22 protein-coding genes are annotated in these 25,958 nt (G+C 71.2%); 8 read left to right on the top strand and 14 right to left on the bottom strand.

The window, feature by feature from the left end; genetic code table 11:
- Position 1 precedes the first annotated feature (1 nt).
- The 3 genes from ACGF5O_RS33340 (at position 2) to cimA (ending at position 3,571) form a co-directional block, all read left to right on the top strand.
- Positions 2–1,036 carry an agmatine/peptidylarginine deiminase gene (locus ACGF5O_RS33340; RefSeq protein ID WP_393813621.1) on the top strand — a complete coding sequence of 345 codons (1,035 nt, stop codon included), beginning with the start codon at positions 2–4 and terminating at the stop codon, positions 1,034–1,036.
- Between the two features lie 14 nt (positions 1,037–1,050).
- Complete coding sequence (locus tag ACGF5O_RS33335; protein WP_393813620.1) at positions 1,051–1,650, top strand: TetR/AcrR family transcriptional regulator; 600 nt, start codon at positions 1,051–1,053, stop codon at positions 1,648–1,650.
- Positions 1,651–1,960: 310 nt separating this feature from the next.
- Positions 1,961–3,571, top strand: coding sequence for a citramalate synthase (gene cimA, locus ACGF5O_RS33330; RefSeq protein WP_393813619.1), 1,611 nt, complete (start codon positions 1,961–1,963; stop codon positions 3,569–3,571).
- Positions 3,572–3,668: 97 nt separating this feature from the next.
- Here cimA and ACGF5O_RS33325 read toward each other — a convergent pair whose 3' ends face one another.
- From ACGF5O_RS33325 to ACGF5O_RS33310, 4 genes are all read right to left on the bottom strand, one after another.
- Positions 3,669–4,970, bottom strand: a complete 1,302-nt coding sequence (locus ACGF5O_RS33325; protein ID WP_393813618.1) for a KamA family radical SAM protein — start codon at positions 4,968–4,970, stop codon at positions 3,669–3,671.
- Positions 4,971–4,992: 22 nt separating this feature from the next.
- Positions 4,993–6,066 carry a hypothetical protein gene (locus ACGF5O_RS33320; RefSeq protein WP_393813617.1) on the bottom strand — a complete coding sequence of 358 codons (1,074 nt, stop codon included), beginning with the start codon at positions 6,064–6,066 and terminating at the stop codon, positions 4,993–4,995.
- A 102-nt stretch (positions 6,067–6,168) separates the two neighbouring features.
- Entirely contained in the window at positions 6,169–7,257 is a 1,089-nt protein-coding gene (locus tag ACGF5O_RS33315; RefSeq protein WP_393813616.1) for a branched-chain amino acid aminotransferase, read from the bottom strand.
- Between the two features lie 347 nt (positions 7,258–7,604).
- A complete protein-coding gene (locus tag ACGF5O_RS33310) occupies positions 7,605–8,648 on the bottom strand; it encodes a 3-isopropylmalate dehydrogenase (protein ID WP_393813615.1) in 1,044 nt (347 codons plus the stop codon).
- A 133-nt stretch (positions 8,649–8,781) separates the two neighbouring features.
- Between ACGF5O_RS33310 and ACGF5O_RS33305 the strand changes: the two genes are divergently transcribed.
- Entirely contained in the window at positions 8,782–10,353 is a 1,572-nt protein-coding gene (locus ACGF5O_RS33305) for a purple acid phosphatase family protein (protein ID WP_393813614.1), read from the top strand.
- A gap of 112 nt (positions 10,354–10,465) precedes the next feature.
- Here ACGF5O_RS33305 and ACGF5O_RS33300 read toward each other — a convergent pair whose 3' ends face one another.
- The 3 genes from ACGF5O_RS33300 to ACGF5O_RS33290 form a co-directional block, all read right to left on the bottom strand.
- Positions 10,466–10,597, bottom strand: a complete 132-nt coding sequence (locus tag ACGF5O_RS33300) for a hypothetical protein (protein ID WP_294004210.1) — start codon at positions 10,595–10,597, stop codon at positions 10,466–10,468.
- Between the two features lie 275 nt (positions 10,598–10,872).
- Positions 10,873–11,418, bottom strand: coding sequence for a GNAT family N-acetyltransferase (locus ACGF5O_RS33295; protein ID WP_393813613.1), 546 nt, complete (start codon positions 11,416–11,418; stop codon positions 10,873–10,875).
- A 20-nt stretch (positions 11,419–11,438) separates the two neighbouring features.
- Positions 11,439–12,134: an SDR family NAD(P)-dependent oxidoreductase gene (locus tag ACGF5O_RS33290; protein WP_393813612.1), complete on the bottom strand. Its 696-nt coding sequence runs from the start codon at positions 12,132–12,134 to the stop codon at positions 11,439–11,441.
- A 97-nt stretch (positions 12,135–12,231) separates the two neighbouring features.
- Here ACGF5O_RS33290 and ACGF5O_RS33285 point away from each other — a divergent pair, with 97 nt between their 5' ends.
- Positions 12,232–13,071, top strand: coding sequence for a helix-turn-helix transcriptional regulator (locus ACGF5O_RS33285; protein ID WP_393813611.1), 840 nt, complete (start codon positions 12,232–12,234; stop codon positions 13,069–13,071).
- Between the two features lie 95 nt (positions 13,072–13,166).
- Here ACGF5O_RS33285 and pruA read toward each other — a convergent pair whose 3' ends face one another.
- Both pruA and ACGF5O_RS33275 read right to left on the bottom strand, forming a co-directional pair.
- On the bottom strand, positions 13,167–14,798 hold the full coding sequence (gene pruA / locus ACGF5O_RS33280; RefSeq protein WP_393813610.1) for an L-glutamate gamma-semialdehyde dehydrogenase: 1,632 nt from the start codon (positions 14,796–14,798) through the stop codon (positions 13,167–13,169).
- A gap of 251 nt (positions 14,799–15,049) precedes the next feature.
- Entirely contained in the window at positions 15,050–16,030 is a 981-nt protein-coding gene (locus ACGF5O_RS33275; protein ID WP_393813609.1) for a proline dehydrogenase family protein, read from the bottom strand.
- A gap of 141 nt (positions 16,031–16,171) precedes the next feature.
- Here ACGF5O_RS33275 and ACGF5O_RS33270 point away from each other — a divergent pair, with 141 nt between their 5' ends.
- Together ACGF5O_RS33270 and ACGF5O_RS33265 are read left to right on the top strand one after the other, a co-directional pair.
- Complete coding sequence (locus ACGF5O_RS33270) at positions 16,172–17,470, top strand: PucR family transcriptional regulator (protein ID WP_393813608.1); 1,299 nt, start codon at positions 16,172–16,174, stop codon at positions 17,468–17,470.
- 108 nt (positions 17,471–17,578) lie between these two features.
- Positions 17,579–18,163 (top strand): hypothetical protein, encoded by a 585-nt coding sequence (locus tag ACGF5O_RS33265; RefSeq protein ID WP_393813607.1) that lies wholly within the window; start codon positions 17,579–17,581, stop codon positions 18,161–18,163.
- Positions 18,164–18,188: 25 nt separating this feature from the next.
- Here ACGF5O_RS33265 and ACGF5O_RS33260 read toward each other — a convergent pair whose 3' ends face one another.
- Entirely contained in the window at positions 18,189–18,764 is a 576-nt protein-coding gene (locus tag ACGF5O_RS33260; RefSeq protein WP_393813606.1) for a TetR/AcrR family transcriptional regulator, read from the bottom strand.
- Between the two features lie 97 nt (positions 18,765–18,861).
- Between ACGF5O_RS33260 and ACGF5O_RS33255 the strand changes: the two genes are divergently transcribed.
- Positions 18,862–20,391, top strand: coding sequence for an MFS transporter (locus ACGF5O_RS33255; protein ID WP_393813605.1), 1,530 nt, complete (start codon positions 18,862–18,864; stop codon positions 20,389–20,391).
- 65 nt (positions 20,392–20,456) lie between these two features.
- Here ACGF5O_RS33255 and serA read toward each other — a convergent pair whose 3' ends face one another.
- From serA to ACGF5O_RS33235, 4 genes are all read right to left on the bottom strand, one after another.
- Entirely contained in the window at positions 20,457–22,046 is a 1,590-nt protein-coding gene (gene serA / locus ACGF5O_RS33250; protein WP_393813604.1) for a phosphoglycerate dehydrogenase, read from the bottom strand.
- A 230-nt stretch (positions 22,047–22,276) separates the two neighbouring features.
- The gene (ilvC, locus tag ACGF5O_RS33245; RefSeq protein WP_393813603.1) at positions 22,277–23,275 is read right to left on the bottom strand and encodes a ketol-acid reductoisomerase; all 999 of its coding nucleotides are present in this window, start codon (positions 23,273–23,275) and stop codon (positions 22,277–22,279) included.
- 142 nt (positions 23,276–23,417) lie between these two features.
- Positions 23,418–23,942, bottom strand: coding sequence for an acetolactate synthase small subunit (gene ilvN, locus ACGF5O_RS33240; RefSeq protein ID WP_362325683.1), 525 nt, complete (start codon positions 23,940–23,942; stop codon positions 23,418–23,420).
- A 32-nt stretch (positions 23,943–23,974) separates the two neighbouring features.
- Positions 23,975–25,825 carry an acetolactate synthase large subunit gene (locus tag ACGF5O_RS33235; protein ID WP_393813602.1) on the bottom strand — a complete coding sequence of 617 codons (1,851 nt, stop codon included), beginning with the start codon at positions 25,823–25,825 and terminating at the stop codon, positions 23,975–23,977.
- Positions 25,826–25,958 lie beyond the last annotated feature (133 nt).

Here is a 25,958-nt window from a genome sequence, read left to right as displayed (position 1 = left end):
GATGTCTGCTGCCTCCGACGGCTTCCGGATGCCCGCCGAGTGGACCCCGCACGAGCGCACCTGGATGGCGTGGCCGGGCCCCAACCCCACCTTCGACGACGCCGACGACCTCATCGCCGCCCGGATGGCCTGGGCGTCGGTGGCCCGTGCCGTCCTCCGCTTCGAACCGGTGACCGTCGTGTGCGGCCCCGGCCAGTCGGCGGCGGCACAGACGCTGCTCGGCCCCGGCGTCGACACCGTCGAGCGGGACCTCGACGACGCCTGGATGCGGGACATCGGCCCCACCTTCCTGACCGACGGGCGTGAACTGGCCGCCGTCGACTGGACGTTCAACGGCTGGGGCGCCCAGCACTGGGCCCGCTGGGAGCACGACGCCAAGATCGCCGCGCATGTCGCGGACCTCGCGGGCGCACGGACGTACGCCTCGAAGCTGGTCAACGAGGGCGGTGCCATCCACGTCGACGGCGAGGGGACCGTCCTGCTCACCGAGACCGTGCAGCTGGGCCCCGAGCGCAACCCGGGCTGGACGAAGGCGGAGGTCGAGGCCGAGATCCACGGGATGCTCGGCACCCGCAAGGCGATATGGCTGCCCCGCGGCCTCACCGGCGACTACCCCCCGTACGGCTTCGGCACCCTCGGCCATGTCGACATCGTCGCCGCCTTCGCCCGCCCGGGAGTCGTGGTCGCACACTCCCAGCCGGACCCCGCGCACCCCGACCACGAGGTGAGCAAGGAGGTCATCGGCCTGCTGCGGTCCCAGACCGACGCCCGCGGCCGGACCCTGGAGGTCGTCGAGGTGCCCGCCCCGACCGCCCTGGAGGCCGACGGCCACTGGGCCGACTACTCCTACATCAACCACTACCTCTGCAACGGCGGGGTCGTGCTCTGCGGCTTCGACGACCCGCGCGACGAGATCGCCGCCGGGATCTTCCGCCGTCTCTTCCCCGAGCGGACGGTGACGCTGGTGGACGCCCGTACGATCTTCGCGGGAGGTGGCGGTATCCACTGCATCACCCAGCAGCAGCCGAGGATCTAGGAGCGGAGCGGAACATGGCCGGTGCGCGCAGGAACGCCCCGCCCCGCGAGGACGTGCTCGCCGCCGCCATGACGATGATCGCCGGACGGGGCCTGGAGAAGCTCACCATGGCCGCGCTCGGCCGTGAGGTCGGCATGAGCAGCGGCCATCTCCTCTACTACTTCCACTCCAAGGACGAACTCCTGCTCCAGACCCTGGAGTGGAGCGAGGGCCGGCTGGGCGCCGAGCGCGGCCGGCTGCTCACCCGGCGCGGCACCGCCTGCGAACGCCTCGACGCCTACGTCGACCTGTACGTCCCCGACGGGCACCGCGACCCGCACTGGACGCTCTGGCTGGAGGTCTGGAACCGCTCGCAGAACGCCGACGAGGCGGCCCGCGACCGGCAGGCCGCCATCGAGGGCGCCTGGCACCGCGACCTGGTGGCGCTGGTCGCCGAGGGCATCTCACGCGGCGAGTTCCGGCCCGTCGACCCCGACCGGTTCGCCGCCCGGCTGCGCGCCCTGCTCGACGGCTTCTCCATCCACGTGGCGATCGGCCTGCGCGGCACGGACCGGGCACAGGTTCTCGGCCATGTACGCGACTTCCTGGAAGCGGACCTCCTCACGGACACGTGACGGACTGCACACTGTTCGCATCCTGAGACGGACGGTGAGGACGGGGGCGGGCTGTGCCAGACTGCCTCCGTGCTCTCGTTCGCCATGATTATTGGCAGCAGGCGCGCCGGTCCGCAGTGACCACCACGTACGACCAGGTACGGGTGGCCATCGTCGTCCTCGACCCGCGCGCAGACCTCTCGCACCCGCGAGGGGTTTTTTCGTTTTCCGGCCCACCTTCAGCCGGAGGACAGGCGCGAGGGACCATGGAGGGACGGTGGAGCCGGTCATTCCGGTACGACCGAGATTCGACATCAGGAGCCTTGAGACCATGACCGAGACGGAAACCAACGAGCTGGACGACTCGTTCCACGTCTTCGACACCACGCTGCGCGACGGCGCGCAGCGCGAGGGCATCAACCTCACCGTCGCGGACAAGCTCGCCATCGCACGGCACCTGGACGACTTCGGCGTGGGCTTCATCGAGGGCGGCTGGCCGGGCGCCAACCCCCGGGACACCGAGTTCTTCGCCCGCGCCCAGCAGGAGATCGACTTCAGGCACGCCCAGCTGGTCGCCTTCGGCGCCACCCGCCGGGCGAACGCCAAGGCCGCCGAGGACCCCCAGGTCAGGGCGCTGCTGGAGTCCGGCGCCCCGGTGATCACGCTGGTCGCCAAGTCCCACGACCGGCACGTCGAGCTGGCCCTGCGCACCACCCTCGACGAGAACCTGGAGATGGTCCGCGACACGGTCTCCTTCCTGAAGGCCCAGGGCCGCCGGGTCTTCGTCGACTGCGAGCACTTCTTCGACGGCTACCGCGCCAACCCCGAGTACGCGAAGGCCGTCGTGCGGGCGGCGTCCGAGGCCGGCGCCGACGTGGTCGTCCTCTGCGACACCAACGGCGGCATGCTCCCCGCCCAGGTCAACGCCGTCGTCTCCACCGTCCTCGCGGACACCGGCGCCCGACTCGGCATCCACGCCCAGGACGACACCGGCTGCGCGGTCGCCAACACCCTCGCCGCCGTCGACGCCGGCGCCACCCACGTCCAGTGCACCGCCAACGGCTACGGCGAGCGGGTCGGCAACGCCAACCTGTTCCCGGTGGTCGCCGCCCTGGAGCTGAAGTACGGCAAGAAGGTGCTGCCGGACGGCCGCCTGCGCGAGATGACCCGCATCTCGCACGCCATCGCCGAGGTCGTCAACCTCACCCCCTCCACCCACCAGCCCTACGTGGGTGTCTCGGCCTTCGCCCACAAGGCGGGCCTGCACGCCTCCGCGATCAAGGTCGACCCCGACCTCTACCAGCACACCGACCCGGCCCTGGTCGGCAACACCATGCGCATGCTGGTCTCCGACATGGCCGGCCGCGCCTCGGTGGAGCTCAAGGGCAAGGAGCTCGGCGTCGACCTCGGCGGCGACCGCGAACTGGTCGGCCGGGTGGTGGAGCGCGTCAAGGAACGCGAGCTCAGGGGCTACACCTACGAGGCCGCCGACGCCTCCTTCGAGCTCCTGCTGCGCGCCGAGGTCGAGGGCAGGCCTCGCTCCTACTTCCGCATCGAGTCCTGGCGGGCCATCGTCGAGGACCGCCCCGACGGCACCCACGCCAACGAGGCCACCGTCAAGCTCTGGGCCAAGAGCGAGCGCATCGTCGCCACGGCCGAGGGCAACGGCCCGGTCAACGCCCTCGACCGCGCCCTGCGCGTGGGCCTCGAAAAGATCTACCCGCAGCTCGCCAAGCTGGACCTGGTCGACTACAAGGTCCGCATCCTGGAGGGCAAGCACGGCACCGAGTCCACCACCCGCGTCCTGATCTCGACCTCCGACGGCACCGCCGAATGGTCCACGGTGGGCGTCGCGGAGAACGTCATCGCCGCCTCCTGGCAGGCCCTGGAGGACGCGTACACGTACGGCCTGCTGCGCGCCGGGGTGGAGCCGGCGGAGTAACGAACCGCGCCCCGGGCTTCGCCTCCTGACCGACCGAGTCGGGCGGTGGGTGGGCGAAGCCCGGGGGTCCGGGGGGGCGCAGCCCCCGGAGTGACCGTCACCCCGGCTCAAGCCCCGGCAGGAACCGGCTCGCTCCGAAGGCCGGCTTCAGGTCGGTCCACCACGTCGCCCCCTCGTCGTACGCCGCGAAGAACGGCCGGTCGACCAGGTCCGGATCGCGGGCCTGGATCAGATGGAGGACGAAGACCCGCTCACCGGCCACCTCGGCGACGCCGTCCACGCAGACCTTGCCCGGCATCGCCGACATGACAGGCCCGCGGACCGTACGGGCGAGGCCCGACACGCGGGCGTAGGCGTCGCGGAAGACGGCGTGGCCGCGGGCCAGCGGGACGCCGAAGTAACCCTGGGGCCCGGTGTCCCGTTCCACGAACTGGTAGTACGGCACCGCCCCCAGCGTGGTCGTCTCCTCCCACAGCTCGGCCCACGCGTCCGCGCTGTCGTTGATCCCGGCCACCAGCGGGCCCTGGCAGCGGATCACGGCCCCGGTGTCACGGACGCGCCGCATCGCCTCCCGTACGACGGGCGGGCGCAGCTCCTGCGGGTGCGTGAAGTGGGCCATCAGGGCCAGGTGCCGGCCGCTCGCCACCACCTCCTCGAAGAGCCGCAGCAGGTCGTCGGCGTCGCGGTCGGTGGTGAAGCGGTAGGGCCAGAAGGCGAGGGACTTGGTGCCGACGCGGATCGAGCGGACCGTGTCGATCCGCAGCAGCGGCTCGACGTACCGGCGCAGGACGTCCGTGCTCATCACCAGCGGGTCGCCGCCCGTGACCAGGACGCTGGCGACCTCGGGGTGGGCGCGCAGATAGGAACCGGTGGCCGCGATGTCGTCCGTCGCGATGCGCAGGTCGGCCTCGCCGACGAACTGCGGCCAGCGGAAGCAGTAGGTGCAGTAGGCGTGGCAGGTCTGGCCCTGGCGCGGGAAGACCAGCACCGTCTCCGGGTACTTGTGCTGGAGGCCGGTCAGCCGCTGCCCCTCGTGCACGGGGACGTTGGCGTCCAGCTGTCCGGAGGGGTGCGGGTTGAGCCGCATCCGGATCTCGTGCGCGGCGCGCTGGATCTCGGCCCGCGGCGCGTCGCGGCCCAGCAGGTCGGCCATCCGGCGGACGTCGGGCGCGGGCAGCATCCCGGACTGCGGGAAGGTCAGCCGGAAGACCGGGTCCTCGGGGACGGCCGACCAGTCGATCAGCTCGTCGACGACGTAGGCGTTCGTGCGGAACGGCAGGACCGAGGAGACCGCCCGCAGCGCCAGCCGCTGATCGTCCGTCAGGCAGACCCGCCGGAGCAGACCGTCCAGGTCACGGGGCGTGAAGGCGCGGAAACGGGGGTGGTGCGCTGAGCTCATCTGTGGCGGGGCCCTCTGTTGTTCATTCCGTGACCAGGACCGTGGACGGCCGCAACTCCACGAAGGCGGCCGCCCGCGCATCGTACTTCTCCCCGAAGTGCTGGATGAGCCGTCGGTGCAGCTCGCTCTCGTCGTCGACCACGATGACGTCGTGGGCGCCGGACGCGCTCAGCGCGTCGCTGTAGGCGCTGAGTTGGTCGAGGCGGTGGCGGGCCAGGTAGGTGACGAGGTCGGGGGCGGCGACGTAGAGGCGGTCGTCGAGGAAGACGAAGTGGCAGACGAACTCGCGTCGCCCGTCCGTGGCGTCGACGAGGGTGACGGGCAGACGGGTGAACCGTTCCATCGGCTTGCCCTGCTGCCACAGTTCGTCGAAGCGCTGTTCGACGAAGGTGCCCAGCGGGGAGCGGACCGCGACCTCCAGCTGGACGCCCTCGCCGGAGAGCCTGCCGACGGTCAGGAAGGAGACCAGGCAGCGCTCGTCCCAGCGGTAGAGGGTGACGCCGGGGGAGGTGGAGCACAGCCGTACCTCCAGGAGCTGCCGGGAGGTGGCGTCGAGGCGGCGGGCGAACCCGTCCAGGGTGCGCAGGTTGCGCATGATGTCGCGGCGGATGTCGGCGCTCTGCTCGCCCAGTTCACGGCCGCGCAGGATGACGGCGAGGGAGTCGGGGTCCAGGAGCAGGATCTGCACCCGGGCGCCGCTCGCGGTGGCGGACCTGACGCCCCGGAAGAGGCGCTCGGAGAACTGCGGGCCGAACAGGTTGGAGAAGGTGTCCAGGACCTTCACGTTGGAGGTGGAGCCGTGCACCTGGGCGGCGAACCACTCGTAGTCCAGGCGGGTGTGCTCACGGACCCGGCCCTCCTGGGCCCGGGATATCAGCGGGCCGATGACGAACACCGTGATGACCACGCCGACGAGGTCGGTGCCGAGGTTGAGGGCGAGGTTCTGCCCGTAGCTGTCCATCGTCGAGGCCCGCCACAGCAGCAGGCCCGCGACGGCGGCGAGCAGGCCGAGCACGGTGAGGCTCTGCGGGCGACGCGGTGTCCGTAACGTGCGCATCAGCCAGCGCAGCCGCGGCATCGGCGATCGTCCACTCACGCGTGTTCCCTCCCCCGTTCGGACTCAGGAGATACCCCTACGGGGGAGGTGATACGCGTCGAACGGACAACCGAAGATCGGCCGCCTGTGTGACCGCTGGGGTCAGCCCAGCCGGTGCATCCAGCCGTGCTTGTCCTCGACCGTGCCGCGCTGGATGTCGAGGAGAGCCTCGCGGAGCCGAAGTGTGACCTCGCCGGGCTCGCCGCCGGACTGCTGCCACTCGGCGTTCGCGCGCTTGACCGTGCCGACGGGGGTGATCACGGCGGCGGTGCCGCAGGCGAAGACCTCGGTGAGGGTGCCGTTCTCGGAGTCGCGCTGCCACTGCTCGACGGAGACGCGGGCCTCCTCGGACTCGTAGCCGAGGTCGCGGGCGACGGTGAGGAGGGAGTCGCGGGTGACGCCTTCGAGGATGGAGCCGGTGAGGGTGGGGGTGACGATCTTGTCGCCGTACACAAAGTACAGGTTCATGCCGCCGAGCTCCTCGACCCACTTGTGCTCGACCGCGTCGAGGTAGCAGACCTGGTCGCAGCCCTGGGCCGCCGCCTCGGCCTGGGCGAGCAGGGAGGCCGCGTAGTTGCCGCCGGTCTTGGCGTCGCCCATGCCGCCGGGGACGGCGCGGACGCGGTCCTCGGAGGCCCAGATGGAGACCGGCTTCACGCCGCCGGGGAAGTAGGCGCCGGCCGGGGAGGCGATGACCAGGAAGAGGTACTCGTTGGCCGGCTTGACGCCCAGGCCGACCTCGGTGGCGATCATGAAGGGACGCAGGTAGAGGGATTCCTCGCCGCCGTGCGCGGGGACCCACGCCTTGTCCTGCTGGACCAGCAGGTCGCAGGCCTCGATGAAGGTCTCCACCGGCAGCTCGGGCATGGCCAGGCGGCGGGCGGACCGCTGGAAGCGCCTGGCGTTCTGGTCCGGGCGGAAGGTGGCCACCGAGCCGTCGGGGCGGCGGTAGGCCTTCAGGCCCTCGAAGATCTCCTGGGCGTAGTGCAGGACGTTGGTGGCCGGGTCGAGGGGGATCGGCGCGTACGGGACGAGCTGGCCGTCGTGCCAGCCGCGGCCCTCGGTCCACTTGATCGTCACCATGTGGTCGGTGAAGTGGCGGCCGAATCCGGGGCTGGCCAGGATCGCCTCGCGCTCCGCGGCGGGCAGCGGGTGTGCGGACGGCTTGAGCTCGATCGTGGGCGTCGTCATCGGTAGGTGTCCTTCGCTTCCAGGCTGGGGCCGGGGCGGCTCCGGTCTTTCGGCCGGGGGTCCGGGGGTTGTCCCCCGGGAGATGCAGCACCGGTTGTAGTGATGGGGCCGCGCTCACACCCGTACGGCCGGTGTCCCGTAGCAGGGCGAGTGCCCTGTCGTAGGACGTCCGAGCATTCCCTCATGGCGCGGCTCCGCGTTCGATTATCGCGCGGGGGCCGGGGTGGAAGGAATCGGGGTGAATGCGGACCCGGGGTTGATGGTGGCACCCGGCGGCAGGCATGGGAAAGCCGCCGGGCGCTTGTGCGACCCGGCGGCTTCGAAGTGTCTTCGAGGGGCTCGGCGGGTCAGCCGGCTACTCGTACGGCGAGCGCGTCGCCGATCTCCGAGGTGGAGCGGGCGGGCTTGCCCTGGCGTTCGGTGAGGTCGGCGGTGACGGCCTCCTCGACGCGGGCGACCTCGGCCTCGTAGCCGAGGTGGCGCAGCAGCAGGGCGACGGACAGGACCGTGGCGGTGGGGTCGGCCTTGCCCTGTCCTGCGATGTCGGGCGCGGAACCGTGGACGGGCTCGAACATGGACGGGAACTCGCCGCTCGGGTTGATGTTCCCGCTCGCCGCGACGCCGATGCCGCCGGAGACGGCCGCGGCGAGGTCGGTGATGATGTCGCCGAAGAGGTTGTCGGTGACGATGACGTCGAAGCGGCCGGGGTCGGTGACGAGGTAGATCGTCGCCGCGTCGACGTGGATGTAGTCCGTGGTGACCTCGGGGAACTCCGCGGCCACCTTGTTGAAGATGTTGGTCCACAGGTGCCCGGCGAAGGTCAGCACGTTGTTCTTGTGGACCAGCGTGAGCTTCTTGCGCGGGCGGGCCTGGGCGCGGGCGAAGGCGTCCCGGACGACGCGCTCGACACCGAAGGCCGTGTTGACGGAGACCTCGGTGGCGACCTCGTGCTCGGTGCCCTTGCGGATGGTGCCGCCGTTGCCGGTGTACGGGCCCTCGGTGCCCTCGCGGACCACGACGAAGTCGATCTCGGGCTCGCCGGCCAGCGGGGTGGCGACACCCGGGAGCAGCTTCGACGGACGCAGGTTGACGTGGTGGTCGAAGGCGAAGCGGAGCTTCAGCAGGAAGCCGCGCTCCAGGACGCCGGAGGGCACGCTCGGGTCGCCGATGGCGCCCAGCAGGATGGCGTCGTGCCCCTTCAGCGCGTCGAGGTCGGCGTCGGTGAGGGTCTCACCGGTGGCGTGGTAGCGCTTGGCGCCGAAGTCGTACTCCTTGGTCTCCAGCTTCACGTCCTCCGGGAGGACGGCGGAGAGGACCTTGAGGCCTTCGGCCACGACTTCCTGCCCGATGCCGTCACCGGGGATCACTGCGAGATCGATGCTGCGAGACATGCCCGGCACCCTACCCCTCGTCCCATGGGATGACATGGAGCGTCCGGCATGCGGACACGGCGGGTCGTCCCGTCACCGGGCGTTCACCCGTACATGTGGCTGCTGTTGGCCCGCGCCGGGCAGCTTCCCGGGCATGGACAACCCCGGCACGGACATCCCCGACTTCGGCATCCCGCCGCGGCTCGCCGCCCGGCTGAGCATGGCCGAGCAGTACGAGTACCTGCGCGCCCGGCTGGTGAGCCGCCGCACCCTGGTGACGGCGGGCGCGCTGGCGGGCGGCGCGCTGGTGACGGGCTGCGCGCACCCGTCGGCGAAGTCGGCGGACCCGGCTCCGGCGACCTCCGCGGTCCGGGGCTCGGCGGTCGTGCCGTTCGGCCGTCATCTCGCCTTCGGCGCCGACCCGCGGACGCAGATGCGGATCTCCTGGCAGGTGCCGTTCGCGGTGAAGAAGCCGTTCGTGCGGATCGGGACGCGCCCGGACCAGCTGGGCACGCGGGTGGCCGCCGAGATCCGGCACCTGCACACGCCCGGCGTGCGGGGGGTGCGCCCGGTGGTCGAGCAGTACTACGTGCACGCGGCCCTGACCGGCCTCACGCCCGGCACCACGTACTACTACGGCGTCGGCCACGACGGCCGGGACCCGGCCGCCCCGAACCACCGCGGCACCATCACCCCGTTCCGCACCGCGCCCGCGAGCCCGGAGCGGTTCGTGTTCACGGCCTTCGGCGACCAGGGTGTCAGCCAGGCCGGGAAGGCCGCCGACAACGCGCTGCTGAAGCAGGACCCCGCCTTCCATCTGCACGCCGGCGACATCTGCTACGCGGACGGCAACGGCGCCGGGAAGACCTCGGACGGCTACGACGCCCGGGAGTGGGACCGGTTCCTGAAGCAGAACGACCCGGTGGCGCGGTCCGTGCCCTGGATGGTGACGACCGGCAACCACGACATGGAGGCCTGGTACTCCCCCGACGGCTACGGCGGCCAGTACGCCCGCTTCGCCCTCCCCGACAACGGCTTCGACCCGCACGGGTCACCGGGCGTGTACGCGTTCACCTACGGCAACGTGGGCTTCGTGGCGCTGGACGCGAACGACGTGTCGTACGAGATCCCCGCCAACCTCGGCTACAGCGGCGGCCGGCAGACGAAATGGCTGGAGCGGAAGCTGAAAGAGCTGCGGGCGGCGCCGGGCGTGGACTTCGTGGTCGTCTTCTTCCACCACTGCGCGTACTCGACGTCCTCGCACGCCTCCGACGGCGGGATCCGGGCGGCCTGGCTGCCACTGTTCACCAGGTACCAGGTGGACCTGGTGATCAACGGGCACAACCACGTCTACGAGCGCACGGACGCGGTGAAGGGCGGCGGGGTCGGCCGCGCGGTCCCGGTCGGCGGTTCGACCGACCCGACACGGGACGGGATCGTGTACGTCACGGCGGGCGGCGGCGGGCGGGGCCTGTACGGGTTCCCCTCGGGGGTGAAGGACAGCTACGAGGGGCACGTCACCCGGCACGACGCGGTGGACAGCTCCCACTGGACCAAGGGGCAGCACAGCGTGGCGGAGACGGTGGAGTGGTCGCGGGTCCGGTACACCGGCTTCTCCTTCCTCAGGGTCGAGGCGGAGGCGGGTACGGCCCCGAGGCTGAAGGTGTCGGCGCTGGCGCAGAGCGGCGCGCGGATCGACCACTTCGAGGTACGCCGGGGCGGCTGACCCCGGAGTACGGCGCGGCTGTCCCGGCCGCGCCGTACCCCGTGCGGGCGCGGCTCCCGTCGAGGGGTTGCTACACGTGATACCGGCGGTGCGTCAACGGCTCGTCAGCGGCTCAGTGGCCGGTCTCGCCGCCGTTGTCGCGGCGGTCGAGGGCGCGCTGGAGAGCGGCGGCGGCGTTCTTGCGGTCCGAGTCGCTGGTGCGGGACACGTGGCGGACTCGGCGGCGGACGGTCGTCTCGGCCATGGGAATCGACTCCTTCGACATACGGGGAGTACGGCAAGGGGAGATACGAGACGCCGGAAGGGGCGGGGAGCGGTGCCGCAGGGGTTGCCTGCACGGGGCCCGGCTCACGACCGCCATTCGCTTGATCGAGCGAGACGTTCGGCTCCTACAAAAGTAAGGGAGCGGCCCGCTTCTGTCTGCACAATTACTCGGACTTCCTACTATCTGAGACGGCGAGGTCGGCCACCCGCCTGTGAACTGGGGTTTTGACGGTTGGGGCGGGTGGGGCGAAAGGGTTACATGACGTCTCCGTCGCGCCAGTCGAAGACCAGCTCGTGGGCGGGGTCGAGGGCGCCGGCCAGGGCGGGCCGCACGAACACGTCCCCCTCCTCCGCCGCGAGCCGCACGATCCCCCGGTCCGGGGACAGCGCGCAGATCCTGCCGGGCCAGCGCTGCCAGCCCCGGACCGTGTAGAGCCGGGCGCCGTCGTCGCTCGCGCCGAGCGCGCCGAGGTCGTACCCCCGCTCGACGATCCGTTCCAGCGCCGCCATCACCCGCCCGCCGTGCCCCCGGCGGCGGGCGTCGGGCCGTACGCCCACCGCCTCGACGTAGCCGACGCGCAGCCAGCGGCCCCGGTGGCGGGCGCGGCGCATGACGACCGAGCCGTGGGCGGCGAGCCCGGCCTCGTCGTGGACGAGGGCGTGCAGGCCGCCCAGGCCGTGCTCCCAGTCGCTGTCGCCGAAGTCCCCGCCGAACGCCTCCTGGAGGAGGGCCCGGGCGGCACTCAGGTCGGCGGGGTCGAGGTCGGCGGTGTGGGCGATGCGGAGCGACGGGAGAGACATGACCCCAGTGTCGTACGGGACTACCAGGCGACGGGGCCGTTGCGGTCGATGAAGCGGCCCGTTCCGGCGTCGGCCGGTTCGGTGGCGAGGCGGACGATCGCGTCGGTGCCCTCGGTGACGGTCTGCGGGCCGCTGTGGGCGTTGAGGTCGGTCGCCGTGTAGCCCGGGTCGACGGCGTTGACGCGGATGTCCTTGAGGGCCTTGGCGTACTGGGTGGTGAGCATGACGAGGGCCGCCTTGGAGGAGTTGTAGAGCGGCGCCACGACGGTGGACTCGACGCGGTCCGGGTCGTGGGTGACGGCGACCGACCCCAGTCCGCTGCTGACATTGACGACGACGGGGTCGGCCGACCGGCGCAGCAGGGGCAGGAACGCGGTGGTCGTGCGGATGACGCCGAACAGGTTGACGTCGAAGACGGCGAGGGCGTCGGCGGCGGTGAGGTCACCCGGATCGACGTGCGGTCCTGCGATGCCGGCGTTGTTGACCAGTACGTCGATCCGGCCCTCGTGGGCGGCGACGTCGGCGGCCGCGGCGGCGACCGAGGCGTCGTCGGTGACGTCGATCCGGACGAACCGCGCGCCGAGCGCGTCGGCCGCCGCCGCGCCCTGCTCGGGGTCGCGGGCGCCGACGAGGACGGTGTGGCCGAGTCCGGCGAGGCGGCGGGCGGTCTCGCGGCCGAGGCCCTTGTTGGCCCCGGTGATGAAGGTGATGGTCATGGATCGATCGTCGGCCCGGCGCGGGCCCTCTGCCAGGGACGCCTCGACCGTAGGAACGGCATTACCAGGATCACCCGGTTGGGGCAGGATGGAGGGCATGGCGAGGAAAGAGGCGGCCGGTCTGGGCCCGACGATCCGGGCCTGGCGGGAGCGGCTTTCGCCGGCGGCCGTAGGGGTGCCCGCGACCGGCCGTGCCCGCCGGGCGACCGGGCTGCGCCGCGAGGAACTGGCCGAGCTGGCCGGGGTGTCGGTCGACTACGTCGTACGGCTGGAGCAGGGCCGGGCCACGGCGCCGTCCGGGCAGGTGGTCGCCGCGCTGTGCCGTGCGCTGCGACTGACGGCCGCCGAGCGCGAGCACCTCTACCGGATGGCCGGGCTGGTCCCGCCGGACGGCGGCCCGGTCCCCGACCACCTCCCGCCGGGTGTGCTCCGCGTGCTGGACCGGCTCGGCGGTGTGGCGGTCGGCGTGTTCACCGCGCACTGGCAGCTGCTGTGGTGGAACACCGGCTGGGCCGCGCTGCTCGGCGACCCGGCGGCCACCCCGCACGAGCTGCGCAACCTGGCCCGCGAGCGGTTCCCGGTCGGCGCCGGGGAGGCCCGCCTCTCGTCCTGGCCGGTGCGGGTGGCGAACGCCGACGGCTCCGACCTCGCGATCGTGGCCGACCTGCGCCGCGCCACCGGCCGCTTCCCGCAGGACGCCCGGCTGGCCGGTCTGGTGCGCGAACTGGCCGAGGGCAACGAGCGGTTCGCCCGGCTCTGGGCGCGGGGCACGGTCGCCGCCCACCGCACGGACCGCAAGACGGTCGAGCATCCGGGGGTGGGTCCTGTGGAGGTGGACTGCGACGTCCTGACGGACGGCGACTCGGAGCTGAAGATCGTGATCCTCTCGGCGACGCCGGACACCGAGGGCGCGGCCCGGCTGCGCACGCTGCTGTAGCCGGGCCGGCGGCCGTAGCCGCGCCGGGCATGGGAACGGGCCGGGAAGCCTGCTCGTGGGTCAGGCTTCCCGGCCCGTGCTCGGGGGGCTGGGGATCAGCCCATGTGCGGGTACGCGTAGTCGGTCGGCGCGACCAGCGTCTCCTTGATCGCACGGGTCAGCGTCCAGCGCAGCAGGTTCTGCGGGGCGCCGGCCTTGTCGTTGGTGCCGGAGGCACGGCCGCCGCCGAAGGGCTGCTGGCCGACGACGGCGCCGGTCGACTTGTCGTTGATGTAGAAGTTGCCGGCCGCGTAGCGCAGCTTCTCCATCGTGTACGCGGCGGCGGCGCGGTCGTTGGAGACGACCGAGCCCGTGAGCGCGTAGTCGGACACCGACTCCATCTGGGTCAGCATCGCGTCGTACTCGTCGTCCTCGTAGACGTGCACGGCGAGGAACGGGCCGAAGTACTCGGTGCGGAAGACCTCGTTCTCCGGGTCGCTGCACACGACGACCGTCGGGCGGACGAAGTAGCCGACCGAGTCGTCGTAGGAGCCGCCCGCGACGATCTCGCAGGACGGGTCGGTCTTCGCGCGGTCGATCGCGGCCTTGTTCTTGGCGAACGCGCGGTCGTCGATGACGGCGCCGATGAAGTTCGACAGGTCGGTGACGTCGCCCATGGTCAGGTAGTCGACCTCGGCGGCGAACTCCTCGCGGAAACCGTCGTTCCAGATGGACGCCGGGATGTAGGCGCGGGAGGTCGCCGAGCACTTCTGGCCCTGGTACTCGAAGGCACCGCGGGTGAGCGCCGTCTTGAGGACGGCACGGTCGGCGCTCGGGTGGGCGACCAGGAAGTCCTTGCCGCCGGTCTCGCCGACCAGACGCGGGTAGGAGCGGTACTTCTCGATGTTGTTGCCGACCGTCTTCCACAGGTACTGGAAGGTCTTGGTCGAGCCGGTGAAGTGGATGCCGGCCAGGTCCCGGTGCTCCAGGGCGACCTTGGACACCTCGATGCCGTCGCCGGTGACGAGGTTGATGACGCCCTTGGGCAGACCGGCCTCCTCCAGCAGCTGCATCAGCAGCACGGCGGCGTGGGTCTGGGTCGGGGACGGCTTCCACACGACCACGTTGCCCATGAGGGCGGGGGCGGTCGGCAGGTTGCCGGCGATCGCGCTGAAGTTGAACGGCGTGATCGCGTAGACGAAGCCCTCGAGCGGGCGGTGGTCGAGGCGGTTCCAGACGCCCGGGGAGTTGGCCGGGGGCTGCTCGGCCAGGATCTGGCGGGCGTAGTGGACGTTGAACCGCCAGAAGTCGACCAGCTCGCAGGGCGAGTCGATCTCGGCCTGCTGGGCGGTCTTGGACTGGCCGAGCATGGTGGAGGCGGCGATCGTCTCGCGCCAGGGGCCGGCGAGCAGTTCGGCGGCGCGCAGGATGATGGCCGCGCGGTCGTCGAAGGCCATCGCGCGCCAGGCGGGCGCGGCGGCGAGGGCCGCGTCGATCGCGTCCTGGGCGTCCTGCCGGGTGGCGTGCCGGCCGGTGCCGATGACGGCCTTGTGGTGGTGCGGCTGCACGACCTGGAAGGGCTCGCCGCCACCGAGCCGCTTCTCGCCGCCGATGGTCATCGACAGCTCGATCGGGTTCTCGGCGAGCTCCTTGAGCTTCGCCTCCAGGCGGGTGCGCTCGGCGGAGCCGGGGGCATAGCCGTGCACCGGCTCGTTGACAGGGGTGGGGACCTGGGTCACAGCGTCCATGGGTTACCTCTTCCGAGTGATTCCCTGGCTTCAGCCCGAGGGGGCCGAGGCAGTTGCGTATGGTGAGCAGCGGTCAGGGCTTGACCGTCACGGACTCGCTGAGGCGAGCCGTGAGAAGCCCCTTCGGGGGCGGAGTCACGGGATCCGTAACTCCTTTCCACGGATCTGGGTCCGGCTCAGCCGGCCGCAGGGCTGCGACTGTTGGCCTCCGAAACTTCTCGGCGACCGACAGCCGTGGCTCATCCAGCGCATCACCCCTTGCTGATCATCGAGCGGACGAAAAATCGCAGGTTGGCGGGCTTTTCGGCGAGCCGCCGCATGAAGTAGCCGTACCAGTCGGTGCCGTAGGCGGTGTAGACGCGCATCCGGTGGCCCTCGGCGGCGAGCCGCAGGTGCTCGTCGCTCCGGATGCCGTACAGCATCTGGAACTCGTACTCGTCGGGCTTGCGGCCCGCGCGCCGGGCGAGCTCCTGGGCGATGGAGATCAGGCGCGGGTCGTGGGAGCCGACCATCGGGTACCCCTCGCCCTCCATCAGAGTCCGCAGGACCCGCACGTACGCCTTGTCGATCTCGTGCTTCTGCTGGTAGGCGACCTCGGCGGGCTCCTTGTAGGCGCCCTTGACCAGGCGGACGCGGCTGCCGGCCGCGGCGAGGCGGCGGGCGTCGGCCTCGGTGCGGAAGAGGTAGGCCTGGATGACGCAGCCGGTCTGCGGGAAGTCCTTCCGCAGCTCCTCGTGGATGGCGAACATCGAGTCGAGGGTGGTGTGGTCCTCGGCGTCGAGGGTGACGGTGGTGCCGATGGCGGCGGCGGCCTCGACGACCGGGCGGACGTTGGCGAGGGCCAGTTCGTGGCCGCCGTGGAATGTGGGGGCGGGCCCGGAGGGCCCTTCGAACAGGGCGGTGGTGGGCGACGGGAGGGCCTGCCCGAACATGGACAGCTTGACCGACATCTCGACGCGCTCGCCGAGGCCCAGTTCGCGCAGCCGGTCGATCAGTGCGAGGTAGGCGTCCCGGGCGGCACCGGCCTGCTCGGGGGTGGTGATGTCCTCGCCGACGACGTCCATGGTCAGCTCCAGGCCGCGGCCGGTGAGCTGCTCGATGATCGGGACGATGTCGGTGACCGACTCACCGGGGATGAAGCGGTCGACGACCTGCTTCGTCACCGGGGCCGCCGAGATCAGGCGTCGCATCCGGTCGCTGCGCGACGCGGCGAGAATCACGGGACCCAGCACGGGGCACCTCCACAACACATGCCAGACAGCCGCGATCCGACGATTTGGATACGGCACGGGGAACCACCGTGAAAGTTATGGATCCCTCCGATCGTGGGCCATCGACAGCTGTCACGCATCCGTGCCACGGATCTCAGACAGATGTATGAAGACGCTCGGGAATTGCGGGAGAATGCCCGGGTGACGTCGGAATTCAAGGGTGACTACCAGGAGCTGGTCGACGAGATCTCGGAGCTCCTCGGCGTCCCGGCGACCCTGGAGAACCGCGACTTCGAGCTGATCGTCTTCGGGGCGTACGACAGTGAGGGCGACCTCGATCCGTCGGCCCTCGACCCGGTCCGCACCCGCTCGATCCTGACCCGGCGTTCGACGGCGACGGTCCGCACCTGGTTCGAGGGCTTCGGCATCACCCGGGCGACCGGACCGGTCCGGATCCCGCCGACCCCGGAGGCCGGCGTGTACCGGGGGCGGATCTGCCTGCCGGTACGCCATCGGGGTGTCGTCCTCGGCTATGTGTGGCTGCTGGACTCGGATCCGGGTCCGACGGACGCCCAGCTGGCCGCCGCCATGGGGGTGGCGGGGCGGATCGGGGCGCTGCTCGCGGACGAGGCGCAGGCGGGGGCGGGGCTCGGCCGGGAGCTGCGGGCGGTGCTGGTCGCGGAGGGCGGCTGGCAGCGGGACATGGCGGTCGCCGAACTCCGCACGGCTCTCGGCACCCGCGCGGACGCCCCGCACACCCTGGTCTGTGTCGCCCCCTGGCCGTCCGCCGACCCGGACGACGCGCCGTCCCCGCGCGCCGTCCCGCACGCCACCGCGCTGTGCGCGCTGCCCTGGGGGGCGACGGGCCACAGCCTCGCGGTCCTGGTCCGGCTGCGCAGCACCGACACGGCCACGCCCGCCCTGACGGCCGCCGCCCGGCTGCTCAAGGACGCGGAGGAGGCCCGGTCGGCGGCGGCGCGCGGCGCCGGGGCACGGACGGCGGCGGCCGTCGCCGCGGGGCTCGCGGGACCGGTGCCGGCGGCGCAGGGCTGCGCCGCGGGGGTGGGCGGGGCCCGGACCGGGCTGGCCGAGCTGGGCGCGGTCTGGCAGGAGGCGGCGGCGGCGGCCCGGGCAGCGCTGGCGGAGCCGCGGTTCGGGCCGGTCGCGCGGTGGGCGGACATCGGCCCGTACCGGCTGCTGACCGCGCTGCCGCCGCAGGCCCCGCAGGACCCGGCCGTGGCCCCGCTGCTCACCCCGGCCCACCACGAACTGGCCCGCACCGCCGAGGTCTACCTCGACCACGCCGGCCAGGCGGGCCGCACGGCCACCGCGCTCGGCATCCACCGGCAGACCCTGTACTACCGCCTGTCCCGCGTCGAACAGCTCACCGGTCTCGACCTGGACGACGGCGAGGACCGCCTGCTGCTGCACATGGCGCTGAAGGGGGCCCGGCTCGCCTGAGGTGCGCCTTTCGGTGCCCTGCGCGGATGCCGGTCGGCGTATGCTCCGCGTGTTCCGAATGCATGTTCAGAATGCGTGTTCACATCAAGGATGTCGGCGGGGGCGGACATGGGTGAATCGGGTCCGGACATACGGCAGGGCGAGGCCGGCGAACCGAGAGCGGCCGAGGAGAGCGGGGGACGCAGACAGCTCGGGCCGGGCCGCCGGGCCGCCGCGCTGGGCATCGGCGCACTCGCCCTCGCGGGGTGCGCCTCCGGGGCCGTCTGGCTCTTCCGGGACGACCTGCCCCACCCGCTCGGCGACGACCGGGCCTGCGCCGGCAGCGAGCAGCGGCTGCCGGAGCGGATCCTCGTCCACGGCACGCCGATCCCCTCCGACGCCGCCGACGTCCACTACTTCACCCGGAACGGCAGGGCCGTCCTGTCCTTCCGGAGCGGCCTGCTCTCCGACTTCCTGCGCGGCGCGGGCATCGTGCCGGCGGGCGCGGACCTGTTCGACGAGCGGCACGGCAGCGTCGGTGTGGCGGGCGAGCCGTACAAGCTTCCCGACGGCCTGTGCGGACCCGCCCTGCAGAGTCCCGTCTGGTACTACCGCCCCGCCGACGGCGTCCGGGTCACCGTCGAGCGGTCGCCGCTGTACGACGACGCGCTCCGGTTCCCGGCCCGCGCCGTGCTGACGTACCCGCTCGGCTGACCCGCGCGCCGGCGGCTCCGCCGCGTCAACTCCGGTTCGCGGCCTCGACGATCTGCCGCAGCCCCTCGGTGAGCGCGTCGCCGTCGGGTGCGGTCTTCGGGTCGAAGGTCCATGCCGAGATCAGGCCGGACATCAGGGTCATGTAGAAGCGGCCGAGGGTGTCGGCGGTCTCGTCGGAGACCTCCTCCTCCGGTACGCCCATCATCAGCGAGGTCAGTCCACGGCCGCCCTCGCGCTGGGCGCGGGCCAACTGGTCGCGCACCTCGGGCAGCTGATCGCCCATCGCCATGATCTCCACGCTCAGCCGCCACATCGTGCCGGGCTCGCGCATGCTGGCGACGATGTTCGTCCAGACCTCGCGGAAGCGTTCGAGGGAGCCGGGCGCCCCGGTCGGTCCCCCGTCGCCGCCCTCGAAGGACAGCTCCTCCACCAGCGCGATGTAGGCCTGGGCGAGCAGCGCGTCCTTGGAGCCGTAGTGGTAGCCGATGGAGGCGAGGTTGGTCCCCGACTCCTTGACGATGTCGCGCGCCGTGGTCCGCGCGAACCCCTTCTCCAGCAGGCAGCGCTTGGCGCCTTCGAGCAGATCCTCACGGTGTCCCATGCGGCCACCCTACCCCGGGATCCATACAGCCGTCCTAGACGAATGACTTATACATTCGTTCTAGACACGCGTTTAATACGCCCGTACATTCCTTGGCATGACGAACCCGCCGAGCACGGCCACGACCACGAGCACGACCACACCCGAGACCAACTCCCTTGCCGGGCGCCGCGAATGGACGGCGCTCGGCGTGCTGATGCTGCCGCTGCTGCTGGTCTCGATGGACGTCTCCGTCCTCTACTTCGCCCTCCCGGCAATCGGCGCGGACCTGGCGCCGAGCGGTACCCAGCAGCTGTGGATCCTCGACGTCTACGGCTTCGTCCTGGCCGGCCTGCTGATGACGATGGGCGCGCTCGGCGACCGCATCGGCCGGCGCCGCCTGCTGCTGTTCGGCGCCGCGGCCTTCGGCGGCGCCTCGCTGCTCGCCGCCTACGCGGACAGCGCCGGAACCCTGATCGCCGCCCGCGCGGTCCTCGGCATCGGCGGCGCGACCCTGATGCCGTCGACGATGGCGCTGCTGCGCACGATGTTCACCGACCCGGGCCAGCGCGCGAAGGCGATCGGCCTGTGGTCCGGCGTGATGACGGGCGGGATCGCACTCGGCTCGGTGATGAGCGGGATCCTCGTCGAGCACTTCTGGTGGGGCTCGGTCTTCCTGGTCAACCTCCCGGCGATGGCCCTGCTCCTGCTCGTCGGCCCGTTCCTGCTCCCGGAGTCCCGGAACCCCTCCCCCGGCCGCTTCGACTGGCTGAGCGTCCCGCTCTCGATGGCCGCCGTGCTCCCCGTGGTCTACGGCGTCAAGGAGATCCCCTCCGAGGGCTGGCACCCGCTGTACGTCGTCTCGGTCGCCGTCGGCCTGCTCTTCGCCGCCCTCTTCGTGCACCGTCAGCGCACCACCGGCTCCCCGCTGATCCCGCCGGCCCTGCTGACGGGCCGGGGCTTCACCCCGGCGCTGGTCCTGAACCTGGTCGCCTCGCTCGCGATGATGGGCTCGGCGATCTTCACCACCCAGTACCTGCAGTCGGTCCTCGGGATGAGCCCGCTCGCGGCGGCGCTGTGGAGTCTGCTGCCCTCGGTGTTCATCGGGGCCGCGGGGCCGCTCACGGCGCAGCTGGTGCAGCGGGGCGCCGACCGCGGGTACGTCGTCGCCGGCGGCTTCGCGGCCATGGCCGCCGGGTTCGTGCTGCTCGCCCTGGTCGGCACCGACTCGCTGTGGCTGGTGCTGACCGCCGCCGGCGTCCTCGCCTGCGGGATGGTCGCGATCGTCGCCCAGCTGACCGACCTCGCGATGACCGGCGCGCCGGTGGAACGGGCCGGGACGGCGTCCTCGCTCCTTGAGACGGCCGCGGAGTTCGGCGGTGCGCTCGGCATGGCGGTACTGGGCTCGATCGGCACGGCGCTCTACCGCCACCGGATGCCGGCCACGGCCCCGGCCGGCGCCCGCGAGACCCTGGGCGGCGCCCTGGCCGCGGCGGGCCGGCTGCCGGGGCCCGCGGGAGAGGCCCTGACCCGCACGGCACGGGAGGCGTTCACCAGCGGGATGCAGGGGGCGGCGATCGCGGGGGCGGTGCTGCTGACGCTGGCCGCGGTGGGGGCGGGGGTGACGCTGCGGAAGCCCGGTAAGTAGCAGGACATGCGAACGGCGGGCGGGCTGACTTGCGTCAGCCCGCCCGCCGTTCGCGGAAGTGGCTGTTACACGAGGTTGACCGAACGGGCCGACGTGGCCCCGATCTCCGCCTCGACCTCGGCCAGCACGCCGGCGGCCACCGTGTCGTCGACGGTCAGGACGGCCAGCGCCTCGCCGCCCGCCGCCGCACGCGCGACCTGCATGCCGGCGATGTTGATCCCGGCCTCGCCCAGGATGCGGCCGACGGTGCCGACGACACCCGGCCGGTCCTCGTACCGCAGCACCAGCAGGTGGTCGGCGATCGCGAGGTCGACGTCGTAGTCGCCGACCGCGACGATCTTCTGGAGGTTCTTCGGGCCGGACAGCGTGCCGGAGACCGAGACCTCCTCGCCGTTGCCGAGAGTGCCGCGGACGGTGACCACGTTGCGGTGGTCGGTCGACTCCGAGCTGGTGGTGAGGCGCACCTCGACACCGCGCTCCTGCGCGAACAGCGGCGCGTTGACGTACGACACCGTCTCGTCGACGACGTCCTCGAAGACGCCCTTGAGCGCCGAGAGCTCCAGCACCTTCACGTCGTGCTGGGTGATCTCGCCGTACACCTCGACGTCGAGACGGACCGCGACCTCACCGGCGAGCGCGGTGAAGATGCGGCCGAGGCGCTCGGCGAGGGGCAGGCCCGGCTTGACGTCCTCGGCGATGACCCCGCCCTGGACGTTGACCGCGTCCGGGACCAGCTCACCCGCGAGGGCGAGGCGCACGGACCGGGCGACGGCGATGCCCGCCTTCTCCTGGGCCTCGTCGGTGGAGGCGCCGAGGTGCGGGGTGCAGACGACCTGGTCGAGCTCGAACAGCGGGGAGTCGGTGCACGGCTCCTTGCTGTAGACGTCGAGGCCGGCGCCGGCGACCCGGCCCTCCTTCAGCGCCGCGTACAGCGCCTCCTCGTCGACGATGCCACCGCGCGCGGCGTTGACGATCCGCACCGACGGCTTGACCTTGCGCAGCGCCTCGTCGCCGATCAGACCGACCGTCTCCGGGGTCTTCGGGAGGTGCACGGTGATGAAGTCGGCGACCTCGAGCAGCTCGTCCAGGGACAGCACCTTGACGCCCATCTGAGCGGCGCGGGCGGGCTGGATGTAGGGGTCGTACGCGACGACCTTCATGCCGAAGGCGGACATGCGCTGCGCGACCAGGGCGCCGATGCGGCCGAGGCCGACGACACCGAGGGTCTTCTCGGCGAGCTCGACGCCCGTGTACTTGCTGCGCTTCCACTCGCCGTTCTTCAGCGCGGAGTTGGCCTGCGGGATGTGGCGGGCGCTGGAGATGAGGAGACCGCAGGCCAGTTCGGCGGCGGTCACGATGTTCGAGGTCGGCGCGTTGACGACCATGACGCCGGCCTTGGTGGCGGCGGAGACGTCGACGTTGTCCAGGCCGACGCCGGCTCGTGCGACGACCTTCAGCTTCTTCGCCGCGGCGATCGCCTCGGCGTCGACCTTGGTGGCGGAGCGGATCAGGATCGCGTCCACGTCGGCGATGGCGGGGAGCAGTTCGGCTCGGTCTGCTCCGTTGGTGTGCCGGATCTCGAAGTCCGGGCCCAGCGCGTCGACGGTGGCGGGCGACAGCTCTTCAGCGATGAGTACGACAGGTTTCGAGCTCACGTGAGTCCTCACATGTCCAATGCGGACGGCCGTCCCGACGGCCGCAGGCGGTGGAGGTTGGCTAGCCGCGTGGAGACGCACGACGCTGTGGGCCTGACGCGTATGTAGTACGGCAGTGTAGTGGCGTGGCAGGAGTCGTCCTGCGCCTCTGCGGAAGGATCACCCGTCCGAGATTCGACGGGGCGGACAACAGGGCCGGGGCGGCTCGCCCCGGCCCTGTCACCTGGGGCTCACGCGTCTTCGTTCACCCAGGACATCAGCTTGCGCAGCTGCTTGCCGGTGGTCTCCAGCAGGTGCTCGGAGTCCTGCTTCTTGTACTCGTTGTACTTCTTCAGACCGCCGTGGTACTCGTCCATCCAGTTGCGGGCGAAGGTGCCGTCCTGGATCTCGGCGAGGACCTGCTTCATCTCGGCCTTGGTGGCGTCGGTGATGATCCGCGGGCCGGTGACGTAGTCGCCCCACTCGGCGGTCTCGGAGACCGACCAGCGCATCTTCTCCAGGCCGCCCTCGTACATCAGGTCGACGATGAGCTTCAGCTCGTGCAGGCACTCGAAGTAGGCGATCTCCGGCTGGTAGCCGGCCTCGACCAGGGTCTCGAAACCGGCCTTGACCAGGGCGGAGGTGCCACCGCAGAGGACGGCCTGCTCGCCGAACAGGTCGGTCTCGGTCTCCTCGGTGAAGGTCGTCTTGATGACGCCGGCGCGGGTGCCGCCGATGCCCTTCGCGTACGACAGCGCCAGCGCGAAGCCGTTGCCCGTGGCGTCCTGCTCGACGGCCACGATGCAGGGCACGCCGCGGCCCTCCTCGTACTGGCGGCGGACCAGGTGACCCGGGCCCTTGGGGGCGACCATGCAGACGTCGACGCCGGCCGGGGGCTTGATGAAGCCGAAGCGGATGTTCAGGCCGTGGCCGAAGAACAGGGCGTCGCCGTCGTTCAGGTTCGGGGCGATGGACTCCTCGTAGACCTGGGCCTGGATCGGGTCCGGGACGAGGATCATGATGACGTCGGCCTCGGCGGCGGCCTCGGCCGGGGTCACCACGCGCAGGCCCTGCTCCTCGGCCTTCGCCTTGGACTTGGAGCCCTCGTGCAGACCGACACGCACGTCGACACCCGAGTCGCGCAGCGACAGCGCGTGGGCGTGACCCTGGCTGCCGTAGCCGATGACCGCGACCTTGCGGCCCTGGATGATGGACAGGTCGGCGTCGGCGTCGTAGAACAGCTCGGCCACTTTGGGTTCTCTCCTTGGTGTGCAGGTGTTGCGTCCCACCGTATGCCGGTGGGCGGAGGGGAAGTTTCGGGGTCTCGGTATACGGGCGGCCGGTGAGCCGGGGACGGATCGCCGGCCGCCCGTGTCGGACCTTGCTCAAGCCTTACGCAGATCGGTCGAGGGCGCGCAGCGACCGGTCGGTGATCGAACGGGCCCCGCGTCCGATCGCGATGGTGCCGGACTGCACCAGTTCCTTGATGCCGAACGGCTCCAGCATCTTGAGCATGGCCGTCAGCTTCTCGTTGCTGCCGGTGGCCTCGATGGTGACGGCCTCCGGGGAGACGTCGACGGTCTTGGCCCGGAACAGCTGGACGATCTCGACGATCTGGGAGCGCGTCTCGTTGTCGGCGCGCACCTTCACCAGAACGAGTTCCCGCTGAACGGCCGAACCCGGCTCCAGTTCGACGATCTTGAGCACCTCGACGAGCTTGTTGAGCTGCTTGGTGACCTGTTCGAGGGGCAGCGCCTCGACGCTCACCACGATCGTGATGCGGGAGATGTCGGCGTGCTCGGTGACGCCGACGGCGAGCGAGTCGATGTTGAAGCCGCGGCGGGAGAACAGGGCGGCGATCCGGGCGAGGATGCCCGGCTTGTTCTCCACCAGGACGGAGAGCGTGTGCTTGGACATATTCTTCTGCGTCTCTCTCTTACGTCTCTCGCTCAGTCGTCTTCGTTGTCGCCGAAGTCGGGGCGGACGTCCCGGGCGGCCATGATCTCGTCGTTGGAGGTGCCGGCGGCGACCATCGGCCACACCATGGCGTCCTCGTGGACGATGAAGTCGACGACGACGGGGCGGTCGTTGATGGAGTTCGCCTCTTCGATGACCTTGTCGAGGTCTTCCGGGGACTCGCAGCGGATCGCGTGGCAGCCCATGGCCTCCGACAGCTTGACGAAGTCGGGGACCCGGGTGCCGCGGGCGTCCGGGTTGACGTCGTCGGGCCCGGAGTGCAGCACCGTGTTGGAGTACCGCTGGTTGTAGAAGAGGGTCTGCCACTGGCGGACCATCCCGAGGGCGCCGTTGTTGATGATGGCGACCTTGATCGGGATGTTGTTCAGGGCGCAGGTGGTGAGTTCCTGGTTGGTCATCTGGAAGCAGCCGTCGCCGTCGATCGCCCAGACGGTCCTGCCGGGCTGGCCGGCCTTGGCGCCCATGGCGGCCGGGACCGCGTAGCCCATGGTTCCGGCGCCGCCGGAGTTCAGCCAGGTGGCGGGCTTCTCGTACTGCACGTAGTGCGCGGCCCACATCTGGTGCTGGCCGACGCCCGCCGTGAAGACGGTGCCCTCCGGGGCGAGCTGTCCGATCCGCTCGATGACCTGCTGCGGGGAGAGCGAGCCGTTCTCCGGCAGGTCGTAGCCGAGCGGGTAGGTCTCGCGCCAGCGGCTCAGGTCCTTCCACCAGGCGGTGTAGTCACCCTGGTGGCCCTCGCTGTGCTCCTTCTGCACCGCCTGGATCAGGTCGGCGATGACCTCGCGGGCGTCACCGACGATCGGCACGTCGGCGGCGCGGTTCTTGCCGATCTCCGCGGGGTCGATGTCGGCGTGGACGATCTTGGCGTACGGGGCGAAGCTGTCCAGCCTGCCGGTGACGCGGTCGTCGAAGCGGGCTCCGAGGGCGACGATCAGGTCGGCCTTCTGCAGCGCGGTGACGGCGGTGACCGCACCGTGCATGCCCGGCATTCCCACGTGCAGCGGGTGGCTGTCGGGGAACGCGCCGAGCGCCATCAGGGTGGTGGTGACGGGCGCTCCGGTGAGTTCGGCGAGGACCTTCAGTTCGGCGGTGGCGCCGGCCTTGATGACACCGCCGCCGACGTAGAGGACGGGCCGCTTCGCGGCGGTGATCAGCTTGGCGGCCTCGCGGATCTGCTTGGCGTGCGGCTTGGTCACCGGGCGGTAGCCGGGCAGGTCCATGACCGGCGGCCAGGAGAAGGTGGTCTTCGCCTGGAGGATGTCCTTGGGAATGTCCACGAGCACCGGGCCCGGACGGCCGGTGGAGGCGATGTGGAACGCCTGCGCGATGATCCGCGGGATGTCCTCGGCCTTGGTGACCAGGAAGCTGTGCTTGGTGATCGGCATGGTGATGCCGACGATGTCCGCCTCCTGGAAGGCGTCCGTGCCGATCGCCGCGGAGACCACCTGGCCGGTGATCGCCACGAGCGGCACCGAGTCCATGTTCGCGTCCGCGATCGGCGTCACCAGGTTGGTGGCACCGGGACCTGAGGTCGCCATGCAGACGCCGACCTTGCCGGTGGCCTGCGCGTAGCCGGTGGCCGCGTGTCCGGCGCCCTGCTCGTGCCGGCACAGGACATGGCGCACCCGGGTGGAGTCCATCAGCGGGTCGTAGGCGGGCAGGATCGTGCCGCCGGGGATGCCGAATACCGTGTCAGCGCCGACCTCCTCAAGCGAGCGGATGAGGGACTTCGCACCCGTGACGTGCTCGACGGGGGCGGGCTGCTGTCCTCCGGAACGGGGCCGCGGCTGCGGATGGTGGGCCGCGGCGCTCTGCTCGGTCATCGGCATTCTCTTCTCGATGCTGAGGGTTTTTGCGAGGTTCGTACGGATTTCTGCTGCCGTACGCATGCTGTACGAGTGGTGCTGGTGCAACAAAAAACCCCTCGTGCCAAAAGGCAAGCGAGGGGAGCGCGCC

Source organism: Streptomyces sp. NPDC048291 (genome assembly GCF_043201715.1).
Taxonomy (GTDB): Bacteria; Actinomycetota; Actinomycetes; order Streptomycetales; family Streptomycetaceae; genus Streptomyces.
This window is presented reverse-complemented; position numbering and strand designations above follow the sequence as displayed.

Bases quoted from the DNA above. Each gene is read 5' to 3' on its own strand.
- ACGF5O_RS33305 (WP_393813614.1), top strand. From the start codon at position 8,782: ATGGACAACCCCGGCACGGACATCCCCGACTTCGGCATCCCGCCGCGG.
- ilvN (WP_362325683.1), bottom strand. From the start codon at position 23,942: ATGTCCAAGCACACGCTCTCCGTCCTGGTGGAGAACAAGCCGGGCATC.
- ACGF5O_RS33290 (WP_393813612.1), bottom strand. From the start codon at position 12,134: ATGACCATCACCTTCATCACCGGGGCCAACAAGGGCCTCGGCCGCGAG.
- ACGF5O_RS33300 (WP_294004210.1), bottom strand. From the start codon at position 10,597: ATGGCCGAGACGACCGTCCGCCGCCGAGTCCGCCACGTGTCCCGCACC.
- ACGF5O_RS33285 (WP_393813611.1), top strand. From the start codon at position 12,232: ATGGCGAGGAAAGAGGCGGCCGGTCTGGGCCCGACGATCCGGGCCTGG.
- ACGF5O_RS33255 (WP_393813605.1), top strand. From the start codon at position 18,862: ATGACGAACCCGCCGAGCACGGCCACGACCACGAGCACGACCACACCC.
- ACGF5O_RS33325 (WP_393813618.1), bottom strand. From the start codon at position 4,970: ATGAGCTCAGCGCACCACCCCCGTTTCCGCGCCTTCACGCCCCGTGAC.
- ACGF5O_RS33335 (WP_393813620.1), top strand. From the start codon at position 1,051: ATGGCCGGTGCGCGCAGGAACGCCCCGCCCCGCGAGGACGTGCTCGCC.
- cimA (WP_393813619.1), top strand. From the start codon at position 1,961: ATGACCGAGACGGAAACCAACGAGCTGGACGACTCGTTCCACGTCTTC.
- ACGF5O_RS33340 (WP_393813621.1), top strand. From the start codon at position 2: ATGTCTGCTGCCTCCGACGGCTTCCGGATGCCCGCCGAGTGGACCCCG.
- ACGF5O_RS33295 (WP_393813613.1), bottom strand. From the start codon at position 11,418: ATGTCTCTCCCGTCGCTCCGCATCGCCCACACCGCCGACCTCGACCCC.
- ACGF5O_RS33265 (WP_393813607.1), top strand. From the start codon at position 17,579: ATGGGTGAATCGGGTCCGGACATACGGCAGGGCGAGGCCGGCGAACCG.
- ACGF5O_RS33235 (WP_393813602.1), bottom strand. From the start codon at position 25,825: ATGACCGAGCAGAGCGCCGCGGCCCACCATCCGCAGCCGCGGCCCCGT.
- pruA (WP_393813610.1), bottom strand. From the start codon at position 14,798: ATGGACGCTGTGACCCAGGTCCCCACCCCTGTCAACGAGCCGGTGCAC.
- ACGF5O_RS33310 (WP_393813615.1), bottom strand. From the start codon at position 8,648: ATGTCTCGCAGCATCGATCTCGCAGTGATCCCCGGTGACGGCATCGGG.
- ACGF5O_RS33315 (WP_393813616.1), bottom strand. From the start codon at position 7,257: ATGACGACGCCCACGATCGAGCTCAAGCCGTCCGCACACCCGCTGCCC.
- ACGF5O_RS33260 (WP_393813606.1), bottom strand. From the start codon at position 18,764: ATGGGACACCGTGAGGATCTGCTCGAAGGCGCCAAGCGCTGCCTGCTG.
- ACGF5O_RS33270 (WP_393813608.1), top strand. From the start codon at position 16,172: ATGTATGAAGACGCTCGGGAATTGCGGGAGAATGCCCGGGTGACGTCG.